Origin of the sequence: Allobosea sp. Tri-44, assembly GCF_004123845.1 — a bacterium.
Taxonomy (GTDB): Bacteria; Pseudomonadota; Alphaproteobacteria; order Rhizobiales; family Beijerinckiaceae; genus Allobosea.
In genome coordinates this window covers 492,776-513,933 of the sequence record NZ_NBDP01000030.1, presented here as the reverse complement: position 1 = coordinate 513,933, position 21,158 = coordinate 492,776, and the positions used below count along the sequence as shown (strand labels likewise).

General features: G+C 67.7%; 22 protein-coding genes. 10 read left to right on the top strand and 12 right to left on the bottom strand.

Annotated elements, in window-relative coordinates; translation table 11 throughout:
* Positions 1-157 precede the first annotated feature (157 nt).
* A complete protein-coding gene (locus B6S44_RS18880) occupies positions 158-1,525 on the top strand; it encodes a dicarboxylate/amino acid:cation symporter (RefSeq protein WP_129158412.1) in 1,368 nt (455 codons plus the stop codon).
* A gap of 39 nt (positions 1,526-1,564) precedes the next feature.
* On the opposite strand, the gene B6S44_RS18875 is transcribed toward B6S44_RS18880, so the two are convergent.
* The 3 genes from B6S44_RS18875 to B6S44_RS18865 are packed head-to-tail and all read right to left on the bottom strand — an operon-like array spanning position 1,565 to position 3,700.
* Positions 1,565-2,071: an MOSC domain-containing protein gene (locus tag B6S44_RS18875; protein WP_129158411.1), complete on the bottom strand. Its 507-nt coding sequence runs from the start codon at positions 2,069-2,071 to the stop codon at positions 1,565-1,567.
* A 4-nt stretch (positions 2,072-2,075) separates the two neighbouring features.
* Positions 2,076-2,651, bottom strand: coding sequence for an ASCH domain-containing protein (locus B6S44_RS18870; RefSeq protein WP_129158410.1), 576 nt, complete (start codon positions 2,649-2,651; stop codon positions 2,076-2,078).
* Positions 2,652-2,656: 5 nt separating this feature from the next.
* Complete coding sequence (locus B6S44_RS18865) at positions 2,657-3,700, bottom strand: cysteine synthase A (RefSeq protein WP_129158409.1); 1,044 nt, start codon at positions 3,698-3,700, stop codon at positions 2,657-2,659.
* A 94-nt stretch (positions 3,701-3,794) separates the two neighbouring features.
* On the opposite strand from B6S44_RS18865, the gene B6S44_RS18860 reads away from it, so the two are divergent.
* Genes B6S44_RS18860 through B6S44_RS18850 form a run of 3 tightly spaced genes read left to right on the top strand, consistent with a single transcriptional unit; the run spans position 3,795 to position 7,108 of the window.
* Positions 3,795-5,039: a class I SAM-dependent RNA methyltransferase gene (locus B6S44_RS18860; RefSeq protein WP_248309650.1), complete on the top strand. Its 1,245-nt coding sequence runs from the start codon at positions 3,795-3,797 to the stop codon at positions 5,037-5,039.
* Positions 5,040-5,059: 20 nt separating this feature from the next.
* Positions 5,060-6,466, top strand: coding sequence for an FAD-binding oxidoreductase (locus B6S44_RS18855; protein WP_129158407.1), 1,407 nt, complete (start codon positions 5,060-5,062; stop codon positions 6,464-6,466).
* A 3-nt stretch (positions 6,467-6,469) separates the two neighbouring features.
* Positions 6,470-7,108, top strand: a complete 639-nt coding sequence (locus tag B6S44_RS18850; RefSeq protein WP_129158406.1) for a DUF4166 domain-containing protein — start codon at positions 6,470-6,472, stop codon at positions 7,106-7,108.
* Positions 7,109-7,112: 4 nt separating this feature from the next.
* Here the strand turns inward: B6S44_RS18850 and B6S44_RS18845 are convergent, their stop codons facing one another.
* From B6S44_RS18845 to B6S44_RS18835, 3 genes are all read right to left on the bottom strand, one after another.
* A complete protein-coding gene (locus B6S44_RS18845; RefSeq protein WP_129158405.1) occupies positions 7,113-8,258 on the bottom strand; it encodes an AGE family epimerase/isomerase in 1,146 nt (381 codons plus the stop codon).
* Between the two features lie 127 nt (positions 8,259-8,385).
* On the bottom strand, positions 8,386-9,993 hold the full coding sequence (locus B6S44_RS18840) for a gamma-glutamyltransferase family protein (protein WP_206735190.1): 1,608 nt from the start codon (positions 9,991-9,993) through the stop codon (positions 8,386-8,388).
* Between the two features lie 62 nt (positions 9,994-10,055).
* Positions 10,056-10,814 carry an SOS response-associated peptidase gene (locus B6S44_RS18835; protein WP_129158403.1) on the bottom strand — a complete coding sequence of 253 codons (759 nt, stop codon included), beginning with the start codon at positions 10,812-10,814 and terminating at the stop codon, positions 10,056-10,058.
* 88 nt (positions 10,815-10,902) lie between these two features.
* Between B6S44_RS18835 and B6S44_RS18830 the strand changes: the two genes are divergently transcribed.
* Complete coding sequence (locus B6S44_RS18830; protein WP_129158402.1) at positions 10,903-11,388, top strand: hypothetical protein; 486 nt, start codon at positions 10,903-10,905, stop codon at positions 11,386-11,388.
* Here B6S44_RS18830 and B6S44_RS18825 read toward each other — a convergent pair.
* Both B6S44_RS18825 and dxs read right to left on the bottom strand, forming a co-directional pair.
* Positions 11,385-12,131: a TlyA family RNA methyltransferase gene (locus B6S44_RS18825; RefSeq protein WP_129158401.1), complete on the bottom strand. Its 747-nt coding sequence runs from the start codon at positions 12,129-12,131 to the stop codon at positions 11,385-11,387. The two genes, B6S44_RS18830 and B6S44_RS18825, sit on opposite strands and share 4 nt — an antisense overlap.
* 4 nt (positions 12,132-12,135) lie before the next feature.
* A complete protein-coding gene (dxs, locus tag B6S44_RS18820) occupies positions 12,136-14,046 on the bottom strand; it encodes a 1-deoxy-D-xylulose-5-phosphate synthase (RefSeq protein ID WP_129158400.1) in 1,911 nt (636 codons plus the stop codon).
* A gap of 153 nt (positions 14,047-14,199) precedes the next feature.
* On the opposite strand from dxs, the gene B6S44_RS18815 reads away from it, so the two are divergent.
* A complete protein-coding gene (locus B6S44_RS18815) occupies positions 14,200-15,423 on the top strand; it encodes an MFS transporter (protein ID WP_164985884.1) in 1,224 nt (407 codons plus the stop codon).
* Here the strand turns inward: B6S44_RS18815 and B6S44_RS18810 are convergent.
* The gene (locus tag B6S44_RS18810; RefSeq protein ID WP_129158398.1) at positions 15,401-16,321 is read right to left on the bottom strand and encodes a pirin family protein; all 921 of its coding nucleotides are present in this window, start codon (positions 16,319-16,321) and stop codon (positions 15,401-15,403) included. The genes B6S44_RS18815 and B6S44_RS18810 overlap by 23 nt on opposite strands.
* A gap of 113 nt (positions 16,322-16,434) precedes the next feature.
* Between B6S44_RS18810 and B6S44_RS18805 the strand changes: the two genes are divergently transcribed.
* Entirely contained in the window at positions 16,435-17,103 is a 669-nt protein-coding gene (locus B6S44_RS18805; RefSeq protein ID WP_129158397.1) for a GntR family transcriptional regulator, read from the top strand.
* A gap of 169 nt (positions 17,104-17,272) precedes the next feature.
* On the top strand, positions 17,273-17,863 hold the full coding sequence (locus B6S44_RS18800) for a biotin transporter BioY (RefSeq protein ID WP_129158396.1): 591 nt from the start codon (positions 17,273-17,275) through the stop codon (positions 17,861-17,863).
* 53 nt (positions 17,864-17,916) lie between these two features.
* Here B6S44_RS18800 and B6S44_RS18795 read toward each other — a convergent pair whose 3' ends face one another.
* Positions 17,917-18,465, bottom strand: a complete 549-nt coding sequence (locus tag B6S44_RS18795) for an NAD(P)H-dependent oxidoreductase (RefSeq protein WP_129158395.1) — start codon at positions 18,463-18,465, stop codon at positions 17,917-17,919.
* Between the two features lie 85 nt (positions 18,466-18,550).
* Between B6S44_RS18795 and B6S44_RS18790 the strand changes: the two genes are divergently transcribed.
* Entirely contained in the window at positions 18,551-19,471 is a 921-nt protein-coding gene (locus tag B6S44_RS18790) for a LysR family transcriptional regulator (RefSeq protein ID WP_129158394.1), read from the top strand.
* Here B6S44_RS18790 and B6S44_RS18785 read toward each other — a convergent pair.
* Complete coding sequence (locus B6S44_RS18785; protein ID WP_057187566.1) at positions 19,468-19,725, bottom strand: exodeoxyribonuclease VII small subunit; 258 nt, start codon at positions 19,723-19,725, stop codon at positions 19,468-19,470. The two genes, B6S44_RS18790 and B6S44_RS18785, sit on opposite strands and share 4 nt — an antisense overlap.
* 62 nt (positions 19,726-19,787) lie before the next feature.
* The gene (locus tag B6S44_RS18780; RefSeq protein WP_193219601.1) at positions 19,788-20,252 is read right to left on the bottom strand and encodes an Lrp/AsnC family transcriptional regulator; all 465 of its coding nucleotides are present in this window, start codon (positions 20,250-20,252) and stop codon (positions 19,788-19,790) included.
* A 290-nt stretch (positions 20,253-20,542) separates the two neighbouring features.
* Between B6S44_RS18780 and B6S44_RS18775 the strand changes: the two genes are divergently transcribed.
* Entirely contained in the window at positions 20,543-21,106 is a 564-nt protein-coding gene (locus B6S44_RS18775) for an acyl-CoA thioesterase (RefSeq protein WP_129158393.1), read from the top strand.
* Positions 21,107-21,158 lie beyond the last annotated feature (52 nt).

Below are 21,158 nucleotides of genomic sequence, written 5' to 3'. Positions count from 1 at the left end.
GAGGAGAAAGAATCTCTGCCCACATGCTTCAGTGGAGAACACTTCTACTGCCGATGTGGCGTAGAATGGACGTGCTTGGCTTCCCGCAAGTTGCGGCGGTGCTTATATAAGCGGCAAATATGTTCAGCCGCGTTGCGGCGATCTGCGAGTTCCAGCCATGACCACAGTGACGTCCCGAGCCGGCGCGGCGACCGCCGGCGCCAAGCCGTTCTATGCGAGCTTCGGCTTTCAGGTTCTGGCAGCCATGGTGATCGGGCTCGTGCTCGGCTGGATCGCGCGCAATATCGGCCCCGATGCGGCCGGGCAGCCGAATGCACTGACGACCACGCTGGCGACGACTGGCTCGATCTTCGTGCAGCTGTTGCAGGCGCTGGTGCCGCCTTTGATCTTCACGGCGATCGTCGCCTCGATCAGCAATCTCAGGCAGCTCTCCAATGCGGCCGCGCTGGTCTGGCAGACGCTGCTCTGGTTCGCGCTCACCGCTTTCATCGCCGTGCTGATCGGCATCGCGCTCGGCCTGATCATCCAGCCCGGCATCAATTCGGGCGTGCTCGCGGCCAGCGCCAAGGCGCCTGGCTCGGTCGGCTCCTGGCTCGATTTCCTGAAGGGCCTCGTTCCCGCCAACGTCTTCGGCCTGCAGGCCTCGACCCGGATCGATGGCGGCGCGGCGACGACCCGGCTCGGCTTCAACGTGCTGCAGCTGCTGGTGATCTCGATCGTCGTCGGTGTCGCGGCGCTGAAGGTCGGCGAGCGCGCCAACAGCTTCCTCGCCTTCAATGAGTCGCTGCTGGCGATCGTCCGCAAGATCCTGTGGTGGGTGATCCGGCTGACCCCGATCGGCACCATCGGCCTGCTCGGCAATGCCGTGGCGCAATATGGCTGGCAGACCCTGCAGCAGCTCTCCTGGTACGCCTTCGCGATCTATCTCGGGCTCGCCATCGTGCTGCTGATCGTCTATCCGGCCTTGCTCCTCCTGCACGGGCTGTCGCCGCTGCGCTTCTTCGCGGGCGCCTGGCCGGCGATCCAGCTCGCCTTCGTCTCGCGCTCCTCGGTCGGCACCTTGCCGGTGACCGAGGCCGTGACCGAGAAGAGCCTCGGCGTGCCGCGCGAGTACGCCGCCTTCGCCGTGCCGCTCGGCGCGACCACCAAGATGGATGGCTGCGCCGCGATCTATCCGGCGATCTCGGCGATCTTCGTCGCGCAGTTCTATGGTGTCCCGCTCGGCCTGCAGGAATATGTGCTGATCGCCTTCGTCTCGGTGATTGGCTCGGCCGCAACCGCCGGCCTCACTGGCGCAACGGTGATGCTGACGCTGACCTTGTCGACGCTCGGCCTGCCGCTCGCTGGTGTCGGCCTGCTGCTCGCGATCGATCCGATCCTCGACATGGGCCGCACCGCGGTGAACGTCGCCGGCCAGGCGCTGGTGCCGACCATCGTCGCCAAGCGTCAGGGCATGCTCGACCAGGCGCAGTATGACCGCGCTGGTGACATCGAGGCGATCGACGCCGGCGCGCAAACGGCCTGAGGCGGCTCAACGGGGCGGTGCGGCTCGGGCAAGCAGCAACTATGCACGGTTTGCCGCGAGCCGTTCCAGCTCGTCGCCAACCGCGATGGCCCCGCCCTTGATCACCTGCGCCGTGATGCCGCCATGGCCGCGCACGGCGTTGTAACCGCCCGTGCCGAAAGCCTCCTCCATCCGCGAGCAGGGATGGCATTCGCCGGTCCATGCCAGCACGGCCTCCCCAAGCGAGAAGCGATGGTTCTTCAGGGCGAGCAAATTAGTGCCGGCCACGACAATATTGCGTCGGAGCAGATCAGGCGCGACCGTGGTGAGGCCAAGATAGCTGGCGATGGCGGCAAGATGTTCCTGCTGGATCAAGGTGACGTGGCGCGCCCCGCCGGTGCGGCTGCTGTAGTGATCCCCGACCAGGCCTTGCCCTTCGTCCAGCGTTGCCAGGTCGGCGACTGTCATGACGGCGCGTCGTGCCGGTCTGAGACCGATCCAGACGATGCGACCCGGCAGCATGGGAGCTTCAGTCAGGCGTGCGAGCGGTGAGGCGGGGTTGAGCATGAGGTTAGCCTTCCAGCCCGAGGCGCGACAGCAGGGTCTCGCCGCGTCGAGAGAGCCGATAGCCGACATCGAGGCTTTCGGTCAGCTCCAACGCCTTGAGCTTGCGGACATCCTGCTTGAAGGGCAGCACGTCGCGGCCGAGCAAGGTGGCGAGCTTCGGCGCGCGGCGTCCCGGGTGGGTCGCGATCACCCGCAATGTGGCGCGCGTCCAAGGGCGGCGGGAATCGAGCCTGCCGAGGCGTGCGACCAACTCGCCCGTTTCCGCGTCGGTCAGTTCGCCGGTGCGTCGCAAGGCTTCGCGCGGATCGGGGCCGGCGAGACGAATGCGGATGCGGTAGAGGCTGCCCTCGCGGCCGGTCAGCGCGGCGAGCGCGGCTTCGCGCGTTTCGAAGCCTGCGGCCCTCGCATCGGCTGCGTCGATCTGGTCTTCCGTAATCGGCTCGACGGCGTCGATGGCGAGCTGGCCGATCGCCGTCAGCAAGCTGCCACCGCTCTTGACGCTCGGCCGACACCAGCGGCGCAGCACCTGCGTGATGTGGCTCTCGGCGATGCCCTGGAGCGTGCGCCGGTCGAGCAGCACGGCGTCTAGGCCATCACCTTGGCCAGCACGTCCTTCAGCCCGCCATCGCGTTCGAGCCAGCCGGGCACCGGCAGGTTCTTCGAGCGCAGGAATTCCGGATTGAACAGCTTTGATTGATAGCGCGTGCCGTAGTCGCAGAGGATGGTCACGATGGTGTGGCCGGGCCCCATCTCCTTCGCCAGCCGGATCGCGCCGGCGACGTTGATGCCGGAGGAGCCCCCGAGGCACAGGCCCTCTTCCTCCAGCAGCTGGAAGCAGAGCGGGATCGCCTCCTCGTCGGGGATCTGGAAGGCGACGTCGATCGGCGCGCCCTCGATATTCGCGGTGATGCGGCCCTGGCCGATCCCCTCGGTGATCGAGGAGCCCTCGGCCTTGAGTTCGCCGGTGGTGTAGTAGGCATAGAGCGCCGCACCCATCGGGTCGGCGAGGGCGATGCGGATCTTCGGATTGAAGCCCTTGAGCGCGATCGCGACGCCGGCGAGCGTGCCGCCGGTGCCGACCGCGCTGACAAAGCCGTCGACCTTGCCGTCGGTCTGTTGCCAGATCTCCGGGCCGGTGGTCTCGATATGGCCTTGGCGATTGGCGACATTGTCGAACTGGTTGGCCCAGATCGCGCCGTTGGGTTCTGTCCTCGCCAGTTCCTCGGCGAGGCGGCCGGAGACCTTCACATAATTGTTCGGGTTGACGTAGCCGACGGCCGGAACCTCGACCAAAGTCGCGCCGGCGAGCCGCAGCATGTCCTTCTTTTCCTGGCTCTGCGTGTCCGGGATGACGATCACGCTGCGATAGCCCAGCGCGTTGCCGACCAGCGCGAGGCCAATGCCGGTATTGCCGGCTGTGCCCTCGACGATGACGCCGCCAGGGCGGAGCGCGCCGCTCTTTTCGGCGTCGCGGATGATGGCGAGCGCGGCGCGGTCCTTGACCGACTGGCCGGGGTTCATGAACTCGGCCTTGCCGAGGATCTCGCAGCCGGTTTCCTGCGAGGCGCGCTTCAATTTGATCAAGGGGGTGTTGCCGATCGCTTCGACGACGCCGTTGCGGATAGTCATATTAGGCAACTCCAGCCATTTCCCTGCATGCCGTCACCTGATAGGCCAAACCCTCGATTACGTCACGATCCGGAAGCATATGTCCGCCCTCGCCATGAATGAAACGCTCACGATCGCTCGGCTCGGCCAGCGCGGCGACGGCGTCGCCGAGACGGCGGGAGGCCAGGTCTTCGTGCCGTTTGCGCTCCCGGGCGAGAGTGTGCGGGTGGTGCGCGATGGCGACAGAGCGCAGGTTGTCGAGATTCTCGCGCCCTCCGCCTCGCGCATCGCCGCGATCTGCCCGCTCTTCACCCGCTGCGGCGGCTGCGCCGTGCAGCATATGGGCGAGGGGCCCTATGCGGAATGGAAGCGCCAGCAGGTGGTCACGGCGCTGGCTCGCGCCGGACTTGAAACCGAGGTCGCGGCACTGGTCGATGCCCATGGCGCCGGCCGCCGCCGCGTCACCTTCCATGCCCGCCGTGAGGACGATGGCATGCGCGTCGGCTTCATGGCGGCGAGGACCCATGACCTGGTCGAGGTCGAGGCCTGCCCGGTGCTGGCCCCGGGTCTGGCGCGGGCGCCCGCCGTGGCGCAACTCCTCGCCAACCGCCTGCGCTCCTCGAACAAGCCGCTCGACATCCAATTGACCGCTTCTGAAGCTGGCCTCGATGTCGACATTCGCGGCCACGGGCCGGCCGGCGATTCCTTGCGCCGACAACTCACCGAAGCGGCCGAGCGGCTCGATCTCGCCCGCCTCGCCATGCATGGCGAGATCATCGTCGAGCGGCGCGCGCCGTTCCAGCTGATGGGCAAGGCCTCGGTGACGCCAGCGCCCGGCGGCTTCCTGCAGGCGACCGCCGAGGGCGAGGCGACACTGTCGCGGCTCGTGCTCGATGCGATCCCCAAGGCGAAGCGCGTCGCCGATCTCTTCGCCGGTTGCGGCCCGTTCAGCGTCCGGCTCGCCGAGAAGGCGCAGGTTTTGGCCTTCGAGAGCGACAAGGCCGCGGTCCAGGCCTTGAGCCGCGCCGCCAATCATACGCAAGGCCTGAAGCAGGTCGCAGTCGAAGCGCGCGACCTCTTCCGCCGCCCGCTGCTGGAGCATGAGCTCAACGCGTTCGACGCCGTCGTGCTCGATCCGCCGCGCGCTGGTGCTGAGGCGCAGGTCAAGCGGCTTGCGGCATCGAAGGTGCCGCTGATCGCCTATGTCTCCTGCGATGTCGGCAGCTTTGCCCGCGACGCGGCGCTTTTGGTCGCAGGCGGCTATGCGCTGGAGCGTGTGACGCCGGTCGACCAGTTCCGCTATTCCGCCCACATCGAACTCGTCGGCGTCTTCCGCAAGGCTGCCGGCAGCCGCAAATAGTTGATCGCCCTGGAGGCAGGATGAGCGCGCCTACCATCGAAGCTCTGGCCGGCATCGTCGGCGCGAAGAACGTCATCACCGACGCTGATGCGATGGTGCCCTATCTCAAGGAGCCGCGCGGTCTCTTCCACGGCAAGGCGCAGGCGGTGGTGCGGCCGGGCTCGACCGCCGAGGTGTCGGCCGTGATGAGATGGGCGAGCGAGACCGGCGCGACGGTCGTGCCGCAAGGCGGCAATACCGGCATGGTCGGGGGCCAGACCCCGGTCGCCGAAGGCCGGGAGATCATCCTGTCGCTGCAGCGGCTCGACAAGGTCCGCTCGGTCGATGTCTCCGGCGACACCATGACCGTCGAGGCCGGTGTCATCCTGCAGAAGGCGCAGGAGGCGGCCGAGGCCGCCGGGCGGCTCTTCCCGCTCTCGCTCGCCTCGGAAGGCTCCTGCACGGTCGGCGGCAATCTCTCGAGCAATGCCGGCGGCACGGCGGTGATCGCTTATGGCAATGCTCGCGAGCTCTGCCTCGGCCTCGAGGTCGTCCTCGCCGACGGGCGCGTCTGGAATGGCTTGCGCCAGCTCCGCAAGGACAATACCGGCTATGACCTCAAGAACCTCTTCATCGGCTCGGAAGGCACGCTCGGCATCATCACCGCCGCGGTGCTGAAGCTCTTCCCGCTGCCGACGGCGCGCGCCACCGCCTTCCTCGCCGTGCCCGATCCGGAAGCCGCGCTGTCCCTGCTCAACAAGGCCAAGGCCAGCGCCGGCGGCACGCTCACCACATTCGAGATCATGCCGCGCATCGGCCTCGACTTCGTCGTCCGCCATGCCAGCGGCGCCCGCGATCCGCTCTCGGAGCCGTCGCCTTGGTATGTGCTGATGGAGGTCTCGGCGCAGGCCGAGGCCGGGCTCAGCGAGGCAGTCGAAGCCTTCCTCGGCGAGGCGCTGGAGGAGGGGCTCGTCACCGATGCCGTGCTCGCCGGCTCGCTCGGCCAGCGCGCCGATCTCTGGAAGCTGCGCGAGATGCTCTCGGAAGTGCAGACCCATGAGGGCGGCTCGATCAAGCACGACATCTCCGTGCCGCTCCACGCCACGCCCGAGTTCCTGAAGCGAGCTACCGCCAGGGTCGAGGCGATGGTGCCGGGCTGCCGTCCCGTGCCCTTCGGCCATCTCGGCGACGGCAACATCCATTTCAACGTCAGCCAGCCGGTCGGCGCCGACAAGGCCGCCTATCTTGCCGGCTGGAGCGCGATGAACGAGGCGGTGCACGCCATCGTCACCGAGCTCAAAGGCTCGATCTCGGCCGAGCACGGTATCGGCCGCCTCAAGCGTTCCCTCCTGCCGGGCGTCAAGGACCCGGTCGAGCTCGACCTGATGCGGACGGTGAAGGCGGCGCTCGATCCCAAGGGCGTGCTCAATCCGGGATCGGTGCTCTAGCGCATGCGCGAGCGCCGGCCCGTCTTCCAGCAGGTTCTCGGCGAGGACTGGGCGAAGCTCGGCGAGATCATCCGGCGCCATTATTTCTTGCGCTCGTTCAGCGACGATACCATCTGCGCCAAAGGCGTGATGCACGAGGTCGAGCACAGCGCCTTCGCCAGGCTGCTGCTGCCCTTTGCCCGGATCGTCGGGGCGCTGGTGCCCTATCGCGGCCGCGACGTGCCGATCGAGGTGCACTACACCGCGCAACCCAATGACAGCACGCTGCACTGGGATCGGGTGTTCCATTTCGCCGGGCGCAAGCCCTTCCACTTCCGCTCGCGCATGCAGCAGACGGGCCCCAGCCAGGTTATCGAATTCGTCCGCTTCGGCGTCGGCATGCGCCTCAGGGTGACGGCGGAGGAGGGGGCGCTGGTCTTCCGCGATGCGGGCTATGTCTGGCGGCTCTTCGGCTACGACCTGCCCTTGCCGGTCGGGCTTCTCCTCGGCACCGGCTACATCGAGGAACGGCCGATCGATGAGCACAGCTTCAGCATGCGGATGACGCTGAAGCATCCGCTCTTTGGCGAACTGTTCCGCTACAGCGGCGTGTTTGCGGTTCCGGAGGAGACGGTGACCACGGGCGGGGCCGCTGGTCGCTGAAGCACTACAGAGCCATATTGCCCTTGGTGGCGCGGCAGATATCGGCGAGCGCCAGCACCAGATGGTAGAGCACCCGGACCGGGACCCGCTCGCTCATCGGCCGTCCCTGATCGTCGAGTTGGTTGATCCATAGCCCGCTCTTGGCGTCGACGAAGTGCCTGAAGACCAGGCGCAGGTGCTGTTCGAGCCGCACCGAAGCATCGTCGTCGCCCTCGAACTCGATCCTCGCGACGAGCGCCTTCAGATATTCGGTCTGCGGCCAGAGCAGGGCCGCGCCGTTCCGCACGCGGCCTGTCGGATCGACCTCATTCACGACGAGCCGCGATGGATTGGCCGAGGCATCGACCTGACGCTGCCCGAACGCATGGAGCGTTCGCGCCGTCTCGCGAGCCTCGCCCGAACCGGTCAGCCGCTCGTGGTGATAGAGCAACCAGGTCCATTCGAAATGATGGCCGGGTTCCCGGATCAGCCCGCGCGGGCCCGGGAACGTCGCCCAGTTCTCATCGAAAAACTCGCCGAGCGTGCTATTGGCGTCCAGCATCCGCTCCCGCATCAGCCGCACGAGCCTGTCGGCCGTCGCCAGCCAGCGCGGATCGGGCGATGCCGCCGCGAGAGCGTGACAGGCCTCGAGCAGGTGCATATGCGGGTTCTGGCGCCGGGGCTGCGAGCCCAGCGTATCCTCGCGATAACCGCCGTCCGGATGCGCCAGCTCGCGGTCGAGGAAGTCCATCACCTCGCCGGCGATCGCCAGCGCGCCTGTCTCGCCGGTCGCCTTGGCGAACCAGCCGAACGCGAACAGGACGAAGGCGAGATCGTAGAAGTCGGACCTGCCGTCGACAGCCTCTCCGCGCGTCGTGCAGGAATGACTGAAGCGCCCGTCGGCGTCGCGGCAGGCGCCCGCCAGGAAGGCGAAACCGTGTCGCGCCGCTGCCAATGCCCCGGGCACGCCGAGCAGATGCGCATGGCTGAAGACATAGGTCAGCCGTGCCGTGACCAGGGTCGTGCGCAGATCGCTGGCCTCGGGCGTCCCGTCGGGCCCGAGATACTCGACGAAGCCGGGCCGCGCCGGGTCGAAGGTGCGGTTGATCCAGCCTGGTAGCAATGTGCCTGTCAGCCAGGGCTGTAGATCGTCTGGTGCTGGGTTCGACATGCTTTAAATCCTCGGAGCCGCGTGCGAGGCGTGCTCGATCGAGCGCGGCGCTGGGGCAAGTTCCAACAGTCGCGATTTCGGCTCGATGTGTTGGAGCTCGAAATCGCGCTGTCAGGGCAGATCGCGCTCAGGGCGTCGCGACATAGCCGTCGCGGCGCGGGTCGCAGGCGCCGGTCAGCCGGCCCGTAGCCGGATCGCGCGAAACCGCCTGCATGCCGCCGACGCGCATCGTCCAGCCGCTGTCGTTGGCGAAGATGCCGTGCCCGCGCCCGGCCAGCGCCGTGATGGTCGCCGTGGGAAGCCGGTTCTCGACCTCGACTTTGCGGCCATCCCAGAGCCGGGCGCGCGGCGCCTCGATCGCGTCCTGCAGCGGAAGCCCGAAATCGACGTGCTGGACCATGGCCTGCACCTGCGTCTGCAGGATGCCGTAGCTGCCAGGCGTGCCGAGCGCGAGCACCGGCGCGCCATCCTTGGTCGAAAGCGTGGGCGACATGCACATCGGCAGTTCCGAGCCGGGCAGCGAACGGTTCGGGCTGCCGGGCTGGACGTCGGCCCAGTACAGGAAGTTGTTGAGGCAAAGCCCCGTGCCGGGCACCACCACGCCGCTGCCGAAGGGGCTGCCGATGCTCTGCGTCACGCAGATCAGATTGCCGTCGCGGTCGGCGATCGAGAAGGAGGTGGTATGGCCGGGGTCCTCGCCCGCTGGCGCCTGCGGCATCCATTGCTCGGTCGGACCGTCGATCGGCTTGCCGTCGCGGGCCCGCGCCCGCAGCCGCTCGACGAAGGCGTCGGACAGGATCTCGGCGAGCTTCTCTGGTTTGGGATTATTGTGCGCGATCCGGACGCCGGCGGCGAGGCGGATGGCGCGGTAGACGATGTCGAGATGCTCGGCGCCGTTGCGCTCCAACTTGTAGAGGTCGAAGCCATCAAGGATACGCAAGGTCAGCAGGAACTGGAAGCCTTCGCAGGCTGGCGGCGGCACATGCACCTGCCGGTCGCGATAGGCGACAGCGAGCGGCTCGCGCCAACTGGGTGAGACCTTGGCGAGATCGGCCATGGTCAGCGTGCCTCCTTGCGCCTTGAGATGGGCGGTGATCGTCTCGCCGAGTGGCCCCTGGTAGAGATGACCCGGCCCCTTGACGGCGATGTCGCGTAGGGTCGTCGCCAACTCAGGCTGATGCAGGATCTGGCCCAGCGCGACGCTTGTTCCGCCTTCGCGCAGATAGTTCCGCGCCCAATTCTCGTAGAGCTCGGGCCGCTCACGCAGCAATGGCGCCTGCTCGTTGAATTCCACCACGCCGAATTCGGCGATCGGGAAGCCGTCCTCGGCGAGCGCGATCGCCGGGGCGAAGACCTGCGCGAGTGAGAGGCGGCCATAGGCACGGTTGAGCTCGCACCAGCCGGCGAGGTTGCCGGGCGGAGCCACCGCGAGCGCGCCGCGCTCGAGATCGGAGCGCTGGCTGAAGCGCTTGAGCGGGAAGCTCTCCGGCACACGTGGCACGAAATCGAGCACGCGTACGCGCTTCTCAGCCGCGACCCACATCGTCGCCGAGCCCATGCCGGCAAGGCTCGACATGAACGGCTCGACCACGTTGAGCGCGGCCGCGACCGCGCCGACCGCGTCGAAGACATTGCCGCCCTGGGCGAGGATACGGGCACCGGCCTGCGCCGCCAGCGGATGCGCGGCGGCGACCATGCCGTGCAGGGAGCTCATCGTCGGGCGGCGGCCATCCATATCGGGCATTTCCTCTGTTGGTCTCGTTCGAGAGGAGAGTACGCGCGCCGTCATGGCTTGCGCTAGAACAGGCTGCCCTGTGCATCGTCCGGGCCGCCCCGACGAGAACGCATGACGGGCTTGGCGGGAGGCGCCGGCGCCGAGGCTGGATCGAAGGCCTCCTGTACCTCCGGCCCATCATTGGCGACCTTGTTCACCGCGGGGCCGAGCCGGAGCATCTCCAGAAGGTCGTCCGGCGACGGCCGCAGCAGCTCCTGCAGATCGGCCGGTTCGGCCGCCGGATCGAGCCAGGTGTCGAAAGCTTCGGGCGGCACGATGACCGGCGAGCGGTGGTGGATCGCCGCCATCTGACCGTTCGCGGAACCGGTGACCATCGCGACGGTGTCGATCTCGGAACCATCAGGGCTGTGCCAGGTCTCCCACAGCGCCGCGAAGGCGAAGAAGCCCTGATCGGGCTTGCGGAAGAGGTAGGGCCGGTTCTCCTGCTGCCGGCCTTCTCCGAGCCGATGCCATTCATAAAAGCCATCAGCCGGCATCAGGCAGCGCCGGCGGATGAAAGCGGCGCGGAAGGAGGGTTTCTCGCGGGCGCTTTCACTGCGGACATTGATGACCAAAGGAAATGTTTTCGGATCCTTGACCCAGCCCGGGATGAAGCCCCAGCGCATCAGGATGAACTGGCGCCGGCCTTCGTCGAGCCGGACGACAGGCACCGGCTGCGTTGGCGCGATATTGTAACGCGGCGGGAAATTCGGCTGCTCGCGATAGGCGAAGGCCTCGCGCATCGCCTCCGGCGGCAGGGTAATGGCATAGCGACCACACATATAAGGATGACTTCCGTCTTATCGTGACCGGATCAAGACTTTGTTTGCTGTTGGCACAGCATAGTCGCGCCGCTTCCGGGGCCTCTTCATGTCTGCTTCCGCGACCGAGACATCAGCGACCGCGGCGGGCAGAGCCACACCGCAACTCTCGACCGACTATCTCAACCGGCACAGCGAGGCGCTGATGCTGCTGGAGATGGTGCCGCTCGACCGCGAGATCGTCGTTGATCTCAAGGCCTGGCGCGGGCTGGGCTATGTCGAGCATTTCGCGATCTCCCCGCTGCGCTGCGCCGGCGAGGCCACTGCCGCCTATCGCGCGCTCGGCAGGCGCGAGGCGGAGAGTTTCGAGCAGCTCTGCACGGCCATGGACCGGCTGGTCTACACCGCGACGGCGCTGCTCGATGAGATGCCGTCCGAGGAAGACCCCACCCTGATCGTCGATGTCGCGAGCCTGTCGTTGCGCCGCCTGATTGCGCGCGCTACTGCATTCATCAACGCCAATGGCCAGGGTCAGGCGGCCTATATCGATGCCGGTGCCGTGCAGGCCGACATCGATGCCGTAATGGCGAGCTAAACGCTCCGCACGCCGCCGAGCAGGAATTCGCGGTTGCCGTCGCCGCCCTCGATCGGGGAGGGGATGAGCCCGCTGATGGCGAAGCCGAGTCCGCTGACCGCGTCCGCGATCTCGGTGCAGATCTGCTCCTGAAGCGCCTCATTGCGCAGCACGCCTCTCTTCAGCGCCGAACGCTTGGTCTCGAATTGCGGCTTCACCAGTGCGACCAGCCGGGCCTGCGGCGCCAGCAGCTTTGCCACCGCCGGCAGCACCAGCTTCAGCGAGATGAAGCTGACGTCGATCGCGGCGAGTGCCGGCGCCTGGGTGAAAAGGGAGGGATCGAGTGTGCGGATGTCCTGGCTCTCCAGGCTGGTCAGGCGCGGATGCCCGTGCAGGCTCTCATGCAACTGCGCCTGGCCGACATCGATGCCGTAGACATGGGCCGCGCCGCGCCGGAGCAGCACATCGCTGAAGCCGCCGGTCGAGGCGCCGACATCAAGGCAGGTCAATCCGTTTGGGTCGAAGCCGAAGGTATCGAGCGCCGCGGCGAGCTTCACCCCGCCGCGCGAGACGTAAGGATGCGCTGCCTGAGCCTCGATCTTCGCCGCTGCGAGCACCGTCTCCGACGCCTTGCGCAACACGACGCCGTCGGCGCTGACGAGGCCCGCGGCGATGGCGGCCTGCGCCCGCGCACGGCTCTCGAACAGGCCGCGCTCGAGCAGCAGCAGGTCGGCGCGGACCCGGCGCGGCAGGCCGGCGGTCATGGGCTCAGGCGCGCCGTGCTGCGCTGGCCGGGCCGAGCGCGGTCTCGACGGTGCGCACGATCCCGGCGGCGTCGAGCCCGGCCTGTGCATACATCGCCTCGGGCTTGTTGTGCTCCTGGAAGATGTCGGGCAGCGTCAGACTGCGGATCTTCAGGCCGCGATCGAGTGCGCCTTCGCGCGCCAGCAACTGCAGCACATGACTGCCGAAGCCACCGACCGAACCTTCCTCGACCGTGATCAGCACCTCGTGTTCACGGGCGAGGCGCAGGATCATCTCCTCGTCGAGCGGCTTGGCGAAACGGGCGTCGGCAACAGTGGTCGAAAGCCCGCGTTGGCCGAGCTGCTCGGCTGCCGTGAGGCATTCGGCCAGCCGCGTGCCGAGCGAGAGCAGGGCGACCTGCGTGCCTTCCCGGACGATCCGGCCCTTGCCGATTTCGAGCGGCACGCCGTGCTGAGGCATCTCGACGCCGACGCCCTCGCCACGCGGATAGCGGAAGGCGATCGGGCCGTCGTCATAGGCGGCTGCTGTCGCCACCATATGGGTGAGCTCGGCTTCGTCGGCAGCCGCCATCACCACCATATCGGGCAGGCAGGCGAGATAGGCGACATCGAAGGCGCCGGCATGGGTCGCACCGTCGGCTCCGACGAGCCCGGCCCGGTCGAGCGCGAAGCGAACCGGCAGCTTCTGGATCGCGACGTCGTGCACGACCTGGTCATAGGCGCGCTGCAGGAAGGTCGAATAGATCGCGCAGAACGGCTTGAAGCCCTCGGTCGCCAGACCCGCCGCGAAGGTCACCGCATGCTGCTCGGCGATGCCGACATCGAAGATGCGGCCCGGGAATTCCTTGCCGAAGGCGTCGAGCCCGGTGCCGGACGGCATGGCGGCGGTCACCGCCACGATCTTCTCGTCCTCACGCGCGGCCTTGACCAGCGCGTTGGCGAAGACATTGGTGTAGCTCGGCGCGTTCGCCGGCGCCTTGGCCTGAAGGCCGGTGACCGGATCGAACTTGACCACACCGTGATACTTGTCGGCGCTTGCCTCGGCCGGGGCGTAGCCCTTGCCTTTCTGCGTCACGACATGGACGAGAATCGGCCCCGTCTCGGCGTCGCGGACATTGCGCAGCACCGGCAGCAGATGGTCGAGATTGTGCCCGTCGATTGGGCCGACATAGTAGAAGCCGAGCTCCTCGAAGAGGGTGCCGCCAGTCCAGAAGCCGCGGGCATATTCCTCGGTCCGCTTCGCCTTCTCATGGAAGAAACGCGGTAGCTTCTCGGCGAGGTACTTGGCGATCTCGCGCAGCGAACGATAGGTCCGGCCGGAGACGAGGCGCGCGAGATAGGCCGACATCGCGCCGACCGGCGGGGCGATCGACATGTCGTTGTCGTTGAGGATGACGATCAACCGCGAGCCCGTCGCCCCGGCATTGTTCATCGCCTCATAGGCCATGCCGGCCGACATGGCGCCGTCGCCGATCACGGCGATGACGTTGTTGCGCCCGCCCGCCAGATCGCGCCCGACCGCCATGCCGAGGCCGGCCGAGATCGAGGTCGAGGAGTGGGCGGCGCCGAACGGGTCGTACTCGCTCTCGGCCCGTCTGGTGAAGCCGGAGAGGCCTCCCGGCTGGCGCAGCGTGCGGATCTCGGCGCGGCGGCCGGTCAGGATCTTGTGCGGATAGGCCTGGTGACCGACATCCCAGATCAGCCGGTCGCGCGGCGTGTCGAAGACATGGTGCAGCGCGACGGTGAGCTCGACCACACCGAGGCCGGCGCCGAGATGGCCGCCGGTGACGGAAACGGCATCAATGGTCTCGGCCCGGAGCTCGTCGGCGAGCTGGCGCAACTGTGCGTCGTCGAGCCGGCGCAATGCGGCGGGATCGGGCGTCTGGTCGAGAAGCGGAGTGTGGGGGCGAGGCAAGGGCTGGCCGAAGCTTGCTGGATCGTGCCTCCGAAATAGTCTTTCACGGCGACGCTGGCAAACCGGCTTGTCGTCGCAGCCGGGCAGGAAACGGGTGGGAGCAAGCGGTCCGATCTGGAAAATCAGGGTCATCCTCTTTGCTGGATGTCTCCCATGACCTCGCCCTTCTTCATCGCCCTGCTGCTGGCAGGCGTCACGGCGCAGTTCGCCGACAAGCTCGCGCTCGACACGATCACGCTCGCAGCAACGCAGGCCGGCGCGACGCCGCGCTTCGTCGGTTTGCTGGTCGCTGCGCAGTCGGCGGCCTGGCTGCTGATCTCGCTGCCGGCCGGCGTGCTCGCCGATCGCATGGCGCCGCGCACATTGATCCTCGCCGGCGGTGCCCTGATGGCGCTGGGTTCCAGCCTAGGCGCGGTTCTGCTCGCCAGCGGCGCGATCGGGCCGGCGCTGGCGCTCTCGACCTTCATCGCGGCGGCGGGACCAGTCACCATCGCGCTCTCGATCTTCGTGCTGATGCCGAAAGCCGTGACGCTCGCCGAGCTGCCGCGCGCCAACAGCCGCCTCGAGCTCGGCCGGGCGGCCCTCAGTCTGATCGCGCCGCTTATCGCCGGTTGGGCGGTGGCACGCGCTTCGGGCTGGCTCAGCCTGGGGCTTTGCGCCGCCTGTGGCGTCGTCGTGATCCTTGCGGCAGCCCGCCTCCCGGCTGAGCGCCCGCCTGTGCAGCCGCGCCAGCCCTTGCACCGCGCCATCGCCGAGGGCGGCGCCTTCGTCGCGCGCCATCCTTATCTCAGGCCGATCGCGCTCTGCGCCATCGGCTGGAACCTCGCCTTCTTCGCTTTCATGGCGCTGCTCGCGCCCTATGCGCTGCGTGTGCTGGCGCTCGACCCCGCCGCGGTCGGCCTGGCATCCTCGGTCTATGGTGCGGGCGCGATCGCCGCTGCGCTGTCCGGCGCCTGGCTGATCGCGCGCCTGCCGACCGGGTTCCTGTTCGTCTTCGGTCCGGCGGTCTCGCTCTTCGGGGCAGCCGCGCTGGCGCTCGCGCCGCCGGCGCTGGGCTGGCCGGCGCTGGCACTCGCCTTCTTCCTGTTCGGCTTCGGTCCGATCCTCTGGTTCATCACCCAGACCACCTTGCGCCAAGCGGTGACGCCGCAGCCGCTGCTCGGCCGCGTCAGCGCGACGATCACCACCGCCATGTATGGCATGCGCCCGATCGGGGCGCTCGCCGGCGGCCTCGCCGGCGAATGGCTCGGCGTCGAGGCGGCGATGTGGCTGCCGGTCGGCCTCTTCGCGCTGTCGATGCTGGCGATCCTGGCCTCGCAGATGCCGCGGTTGAAGGTGATGCCGGTGGGGGAACTCAGCGCTCCGGCAGCGGAATGAATTCTTCCTCGTCGCCGGGCACGGTGTCGAAGCGGCCGGTCTTCCACTCCTGCTTGGCCTGGTCGATGCGCTCCTTCGAGGACGAGACGAAGTTCCACCAGATATGGCGGGGGCCGTCCATCGGCTCGCCGCCGATCAGCATCAGCCGGCTCTGATCGACGGCGAGGATCGAGATCCGGTCGCCCGGCTTGAAGATCAGGAGCTGGCCGGCGCCGAACTCATCGCCGGCGATGTCGATCTTGCCGGTGACGATGTAGACGGCACGCTCGTGATAGTCAGGGTCGAGCGGCAGGATCGCGCCTGGCGCCAGCACGGCCTCGGCATAGAGCGTCTCCCAGGGGAATTTCACCGGTGAGGTCTGGCCGAAGGCCGAGCCCATGATCAGGCTGACGCGTTTGCCCTCGCCGACGATGCGCGGCAATTCGGGCGCGGCGTGGTGGATGAATTCCGGCGTGACCTCCTCATGCGTCTTCGGCAAAGCGAGCCAGGTCTGGATGCCATAGAGCTTGGGCGCCTTCAGCCGCTCTTCCGGCGCGGTGCGCTCGGAATGGACGATGCCGCGCCCGGCCGTCATCAGGTTCACCGCGCCGGGGCGGATCGGCAGCGCCGTGCCGAGCGAATCGCGGTGCATGATCTCGCCGTCGAAGAGATAGGTGACGGTGGAAAGCCCGATATGGGGGTGCGGGCGCACGTCGATGCCCTCGCCGAGCAGAAACTCGGCCGGGCCCATCTGGTCGAAGAAGATGAAGGGGCCGACCATCTTGCGTCCGATCGAAGGCAAGGCGCGGCGGACCGAGAAACCACCGAGATCATGCGCGCGTGGCACGATCACCTGCTCGAGCGCCTCGCAGGAGCGGGTATCGCCCGCGATCGGATCATGATCGGGCAGCTGCGACATGGCGATGTCCTCCTGTGAGCGTGAGAAGACTGGCCCCGGACGTCGCGCACGACAAGGGTACAACCGGCCGCACCGGGCTCGACGCCGCCCGCCGGAAAAATTATCGATAATCCATGGCCAGCGAGAAATCCGAGACCCTTCCAGTCCGCATCAGCCGCGTTCTCGCCGAACGGATCATCTCCGGGCAGCTCGAGCCGGGGGCAAGGCTGCGGCAGGACCATGTCGCGGCCGAGTTCGGCGCGAGCCATGTCCCGGTGCGCGAAGCCTTCCAGCGCCTCGAGGCGCAGGGTCTCGCCGTCAGCGAGCCGCGCCGCGGTGTGCGCGTCGCCGCCTTCGACCTGCGCGAGGTTCGCGAAGTCGCCGAGATGCGCGCGGCGCTGGAAGTTCTCGCCTTGCGCCACGCCGGGCCGCATCTGACGCGCGCGATCCTCGACGAGGCCGAGGAGGCGACCCGCGCCGGCGACAATTCGCCGGATGTCCGCGCCTGGGAGGAGGCGAATCGGCGCTTCCACCGCCTGATCGTGACACCCTGCGCCATGCCGCGCCTGCTGGCGGCGATCGACGATCTCCACGCCGCCAGCGCCCGCTTCCTGTTCTCGTCGTGGCGCTCGGACTGGGAGGCGCGGACCGATCACGATCACCGTGCCATCCTCGCAGCATTGCGCGTTGGCCAGGTCGACGACGCCGCGGCGATCCTCGCCCGCCATGTCCAATGGATCGGCTCCAAGCCGGTCCGCACTGCCACCGGCGGAACCCGCGACGTCTTCGCCATCCAGGGCTGAAGCCGAGGCCGGGCCATCGGCGGCGGGGCGTGGCTACAACGCGGCTGTGCATTTTCGCGCGTGGGGTAGCCGAGCGCTGCTGACTTGCAATCCGATCGGCCTTATGGATTCTGAGATAGATCGACTTGCTAAATTATCTATAATTCTGGAATCAATGGAGATCAAACCCATGAGCGACCTCAGCTACGCCGCACCCCCCCGCTTCAGCCCGCTCGATCTGCAAGCGCGTCCGGCATTCGTCCAGCTCGGGGCAGTCCTCGCCGGCACCCTGGTCCTGGCGATCGCCTCGCAGATCAGCGTACCGATGTTGCCGGTGCCGATGACCATGCAGACACTGGCGGTGATCCTGATCGGCGCGCTCTATGGCTGGCGGCTCGGCGCGCTCACCATCGTCGCCTGGCTCGGAGAGGCGGCGCTAGGCCTGCCCGTGCTCGCCAATGGCAACGGTGGACTGGCGCCCTTCATGGGCCCGACCGCGGGCTATCTCGCCTCCTTCCCGCTCGTCGCCGCCCTGGTCGGCTGGCTCGCCGAGCGCGGCTGGAATGGCAGCCGTCCGGCCTTCGCTTTCGTCTCGATGCTGCTCGGCCACGCTCTCTGCCTGCTGCTCGGCGCAGCTTGGCTCGCCACGCTGATCGGTCCGGAGAAGGCGATGCTCGCCGGCGTCGTGCCCTTCCTGCTTGGCTCGCTGGTGAAGTCGGGGCTTGGTACGGCGATCCTGATGGCGTTCTCGCGCCGCACGAACAAGGCCGAGCAGGGTTGAGTCGGGACGGGCCGGCGTCTCGGCGCCGGCCCGTCCACGAATGCCCCGGCTAGTCAGGCGGCCTGCCGGGTTTCGAGCTGGGCGAGCCGCGCTACGTAGTGGCCGGCGGTCGCCTCCAGGGCCTCGGCATCGGCCCGGCGGACGTCATAGACCAGGAACGGTTCCTGCCAGGCGAGGGCGCAGCGATGCGCCGTCGCCTGCAGCGGTTTCAACAGGTCGCGCAGCGAGAACAGATTGGCTCCGCTCGGCGTGTAGGCCTCGGGAACATTGCCTGCGGTGGCGGCGATCAGGATCGGCCGGCCGGCAAGCTTTGCGCCCTCCGCTGCGTAGTGGATGTAGAACATCCGCGTCAGCACCGCGTCCTGCCAGGCTTTGAGCAGCGGCGGCGTCGAATACCATTGCACCGGGAACTGCAGGACGATGCGCTCGGCGGCAAGAAGCCGCGCGACCTCCACGTCGCCATCGATGCGCCCATCCGGATAGAGCGCCTGCATATCGACGACGGTCGTGCCGGGCTGGCTGCTTGCGGCTTCCGCCAAGGCCTTGTTGGCGCGCGAGCAGCGATAATCGGGATGGAAGAGCAGGATCAGCGTCTGCGTCATGGCGACCTCCTTGGGTTCGAGAGGAGGATGCGGCGCGCTTAGAAATTACTCCAATGGATGATCAATATATCCTATTATCAACCTCATGAATTTACGGGCGATCGATCTCAACCTGCTCGTGGTGCTCGACGCCCTGCTAGACGAGGCCCATGTCTCGCGCGCGGCCGAGCGGATCGGGCTGTCGCAGCCAGCGGCGTCCAGCGCGCTCGATCGCTGCCGCCATCTCTTCAAGGACCCGCTGTTGCTGCGGGGCAGGGGCCGGATGCACCTGACGGCGAAGGCGCGGGCGCTACAGCAGCCGCTGCGCGACATCCTCGCCCAGGTGGCGGCACTGCTTGACGCCCCGGAGCCGGATCTCACGAGCCTGACGCAGACCGTCAAGGTGATGACGGCCGAGCTGCCGCCGGAGTTGGTGACGGGCCGGGTCTATGAACACCTGATGCGCACCGCGCCGGGCCTGACCCTCGCCATCCTGCCCTGGCAGGGCGCGCAGGCGACGCTGGAGGCCCTGGCGCAGGGGCGGGCCGATCTCGCCATCTCGGTCTTCCCGACGATCGACGCCGATTTCACCCGCCGGGAGCTGCTGCGCGAGCGCTATGTCGTCGCGATGCGCAAGGGCCACCCCGCTGGCGCCAGCTTCGACCTCAATCGCTGGCTCGCCTTTCCGCATGTGCTGGTTTCCGGCCGAGGCGAGACGCATGGTCCGCTCGACGAGGCGCTCGCCCGGCTCGGCCGCAAGCGCCATATTGGCCTGGTCGTGCCGAGCTTCCTCAGTGTGCCGCCGCTGCTGCTGGCCTCGGACCTGATCGCGCTCCTGCCGAGCCGGACCTTGCCGCTGGAAGAGGCTGATCGCTTCGTCACCTTCGAGCCGCCGGTCGCAGTCGAGGGCTTCCCGCTGCATCTCGCCTGGCACCGGCGCAGCGAGACTGATCCTGCGGTCCAGCATGTCGCACGCTTGATCGAGGCCGTGCTCAGCGAAGCGGCCGCGATCAGTCCACTGGCCTAGTTCCCGACGTCGAGTGGCTGGGTGCCGGTCGGCTTGCCGTCGGCCCCGAGCGTGATCTTCTCGATGCGGGCTTCTGCCTGCTTCAGCAGCGCGTCGCAGCGAGCCTTTAGCGCCTCGCCGCGGGTGTAGATGTCGATCGATTCTTCCAGCGCCACGTCGCCGCGTTCGAGCCGGGCGACGATGCCCTCGAGCTCCTTCAGGGCCGCCTCGAAGGGCAGGCCGGCGACATCGGCATTGGTCTTGGCGTCGGTCACGGGCGCGAATCCTGTTGGCGGCCCGTTATCGGCTCTGGTCCCTTTCGCCGCAACCCCGTGCCTCACATCGGCAGGGCGGAGGTCTTCTTGATCGTGCGCAGCGTCAGGGTCGACTGGACCCGGGTGACGCCCGGCAATTGCGTGATGATGTCGGTGTGGATGCGCTCAAAATCGGCGCTGTCGCGATAGATCACGCGCATCAGGTAGTCGTGCGCGCCGGCGAGCAGGTGGCATTCGAGGATCTCGGGCAGGTCCTGCACGGCCTTCTCGAAGCTCTCCAGCGAGGCGCGGCCCTGCTGGTCGAGCGTGACGAAGACGAAGGCAGTGCCGGGGAAGCCGGCGATGCGCTCGTCGAGCATCATCACATAGCCGCGGATCAGCCCGCTCTCCTCGAGCTGGCGCACACGGCGCAGGCAGGCGGAGGGCGAGAGGTGCACCTTGTCGGCGAGGTCCGAATTGGTGATCCGGCCGTCCTTCTGGAGGATACGCAGGATCGTCTTGTCGCGGGAATCGAGTTCGATCTGCATCGCTGGAGCGTCGTCCCGTGGGCCGGCGCCGTCTGGCGCGGTCGCCGGAAAGCGCAGATGTTTCTGCGTAAAAAGCGGGTTTGGCAAGCATGATCTTGCGCGTGCTCCCGCATTATCCGCATGGCGGCGCTGTCGCAGCGTCCTGCGCCGCAGGATCGTGCAGCGCAGCATTCGGATTTGTCCAGTCGAGATCGAGGCGGACGGGCTTGCCGTCGCGGGCGCTCGCCAAGCGGGTCTGGCCGTGTGCGCAAAAACGTTTACAACTAAACTATTCTCTTCGGGACGCCGCCATGAATCTCTGGTTCCGCCTCATCTGGCTGCTGCTGACGCGGCCCTTCCAGCCCAGGCTGAAGCCGCCCTTCGAGGCCTCGATCCTGCCCTTCCGGGTCTGGCCCCACGATCTCGACACCAGCCTGCACATGAACAATGCCCGCTACTGGGGGCTGATGGATCTCGGCCGTGCCGATCTGATGCTGCGCAGCGGTCTCTGGCGCGCGATCCTGCGCCATGGCTGGGTGCCGGTGGTCAATTGCGGCACGATCCGCTTCCGCCGTGAGGTCCGCCTGTTCCGCGCGCTCAGGCTGGAGACGCGGCTGCTGTGCTGGGGCGAGAGCTGGGTCGTGATGCAGCATCGCATCCTGGCGGCAGGGCGCGACGGCCAGGAGATCGTCGCCGCGGTCGCGCTGGTGCGTGCCGCGCTCTATGACCGCAAGGGCAGAGCCTATGTGCCGGCTGCCCGCCTTTTCGCCGAGATGGGCGTTGCGGTCGAAAGCCCCGAGCCGAGCCCGGAGGTCGCGGCCTTCCTCGCGGCCGAGGAGGCCTTGCGGCAGGCGGGGACTGCGCTGGAAGCGTGATGCCCCGTCATTCTCGGGCGGAGCGAAGCGCAGACCGGAGAATCTCATGACG

Excerpts from the sequence above, each read along its gene's own strand:
- B6S44_RS18880 (WP_129158412.1), top strand. The coding sequence starts at position 158 with ATGACCACAGTGACGTCCCGAGCCGGCGCGGCGACCGCCGGCGCCAAG.
- B6S44_RS18875 (WP_129158411.1), bottom strand. The coding sequence starts at position 2,071 with ATGCTCAACCCCGCCTCACCGCTCGCACGCCTGACTGAAGCTCCCATG.
- B6S44_RS18865 (WP_129158409.1), bottom strand. The coding sequence starts at position 3,700 with ATGACTATCCGCAACGGCGTCGTCGAAGCGATCGGCAACACCCCCTTG.
- B6S44_RS18860 (WP_248309650.1), top strand. The coding sequence starts at position 3,795 with ATGAATGAAACGCTCACGATCGCTCGGCTCGGCCAGCGCGGCGACGGC.
- B6S44_RS18855 (WP_129158407.1), top strand. The coding sequence starts at position 5,060 with ATGAGCGCGCCTACCATCGAAGCTCTGGCCGGCATCGTCGGCGCGAAG.
- B6S44_RS18850 (WP_129158406.1), top strand. The coding sequence starts at position 6,470 with ATGCGCGAGCGCCGGCCCGTCTTCCAGCAGGTTCTCGGCGAGGACTGG.
- B6S44_RS18845 (WP_129158405.1), bottom strand. The coding sequence starts at position 8,258 with ATGTCGAACCCAGCACCAGACGATCTACAGCCCTGGCTGACAGGCACA.
- B6S44_RS18840 (WP_206735190.1), bottom strand. The coding sequence starts at position 9,993 with ATGGATGGCCGCCGCCCGACGATGAGCTCCCTGCACGGCATGGTCGCC.
- B6S44_RS18835 (WP_129158403.1), bottom strand. The coding sequence starts at position 10,814 with ATGTGTGGTCGCTATGCCATTACCCTGCCGCCGGAGGCGATGCGCGAG.
- B6S44_RS18830 (WP_129158402.1), top strand. The coding sequence starts at position 10,903 with ATGTCTGCTTCCGCGACCGAGACATCAGCGACCGCGGCGGGCAGAGCC.
- B6S44_RS18825 (WP_129158401.1), bottom strand. The coding sequence starts at position 12,131 with ATGACCGCCGGCCTGCCGCGCCGGGTCCGCGCCGACCTGCTGCTGCTC.
- B6S44_RS18815 (WP_164985884.1), top strand. The coding sequence starts at position 14,200 with ATGACCTCGCCCTTCTTCATCGCCCTGCTGCTGGCAGGCGTCACGGCG.
- B6S44_RS18810 (WP_129158398.1), bottom strand. The coding sequence starts at position 16,321 with ATGTCGCAGCTGCCCGATCATGATCCGATCGCGGGCGATACCCGCTCC.
- B6S44_RS18805 (WP_129158397.1), top strand. The coding sequence starts at position 16,435 with ATGGCCAGCGAGAAATCCGAGACCCTTCCAGTCCGCATCAGCCGCGTT.
- B6S44_RS18800 (WP_129158396.1), top strand. The coding sequence starts at position 17,273 with ATGAGCGACCTCAGCTACGCCGCACCCCCCCGCTTCAGCCCGCTCGAT.
- B6S44_RS18795 (WP_129158395.1), bottom strand. The coding sequence starts at position 18,465 with ATGACGCAGACGCTGATCCTGCTCTTCCATCCCGATTATCGCTGCTCG.
- B6S44_RS18790 (WP_129158394.1), top strand. The coding sequence starts at position 18,551 with ATGAATTTACGGGCGATCGATCTCAACCTGCTCGTGGTGCTCGACGCC.
- B6S44_RS18780 (WP_193219601.1), bottom strand. The coding sequence starts at position 20,252 with ATGCAGATCGAACTCGATTCCCGCGACAAGACGATCCTGCGTATCCTC.
- B6S44_RS18775 (WP_129158393.1), top strand. The coding sequence starts at position 20,543 with ATGAATCTCTGGTTCCGCCTCATCTGGCTGCTGCTGACGCGGCCCTTC.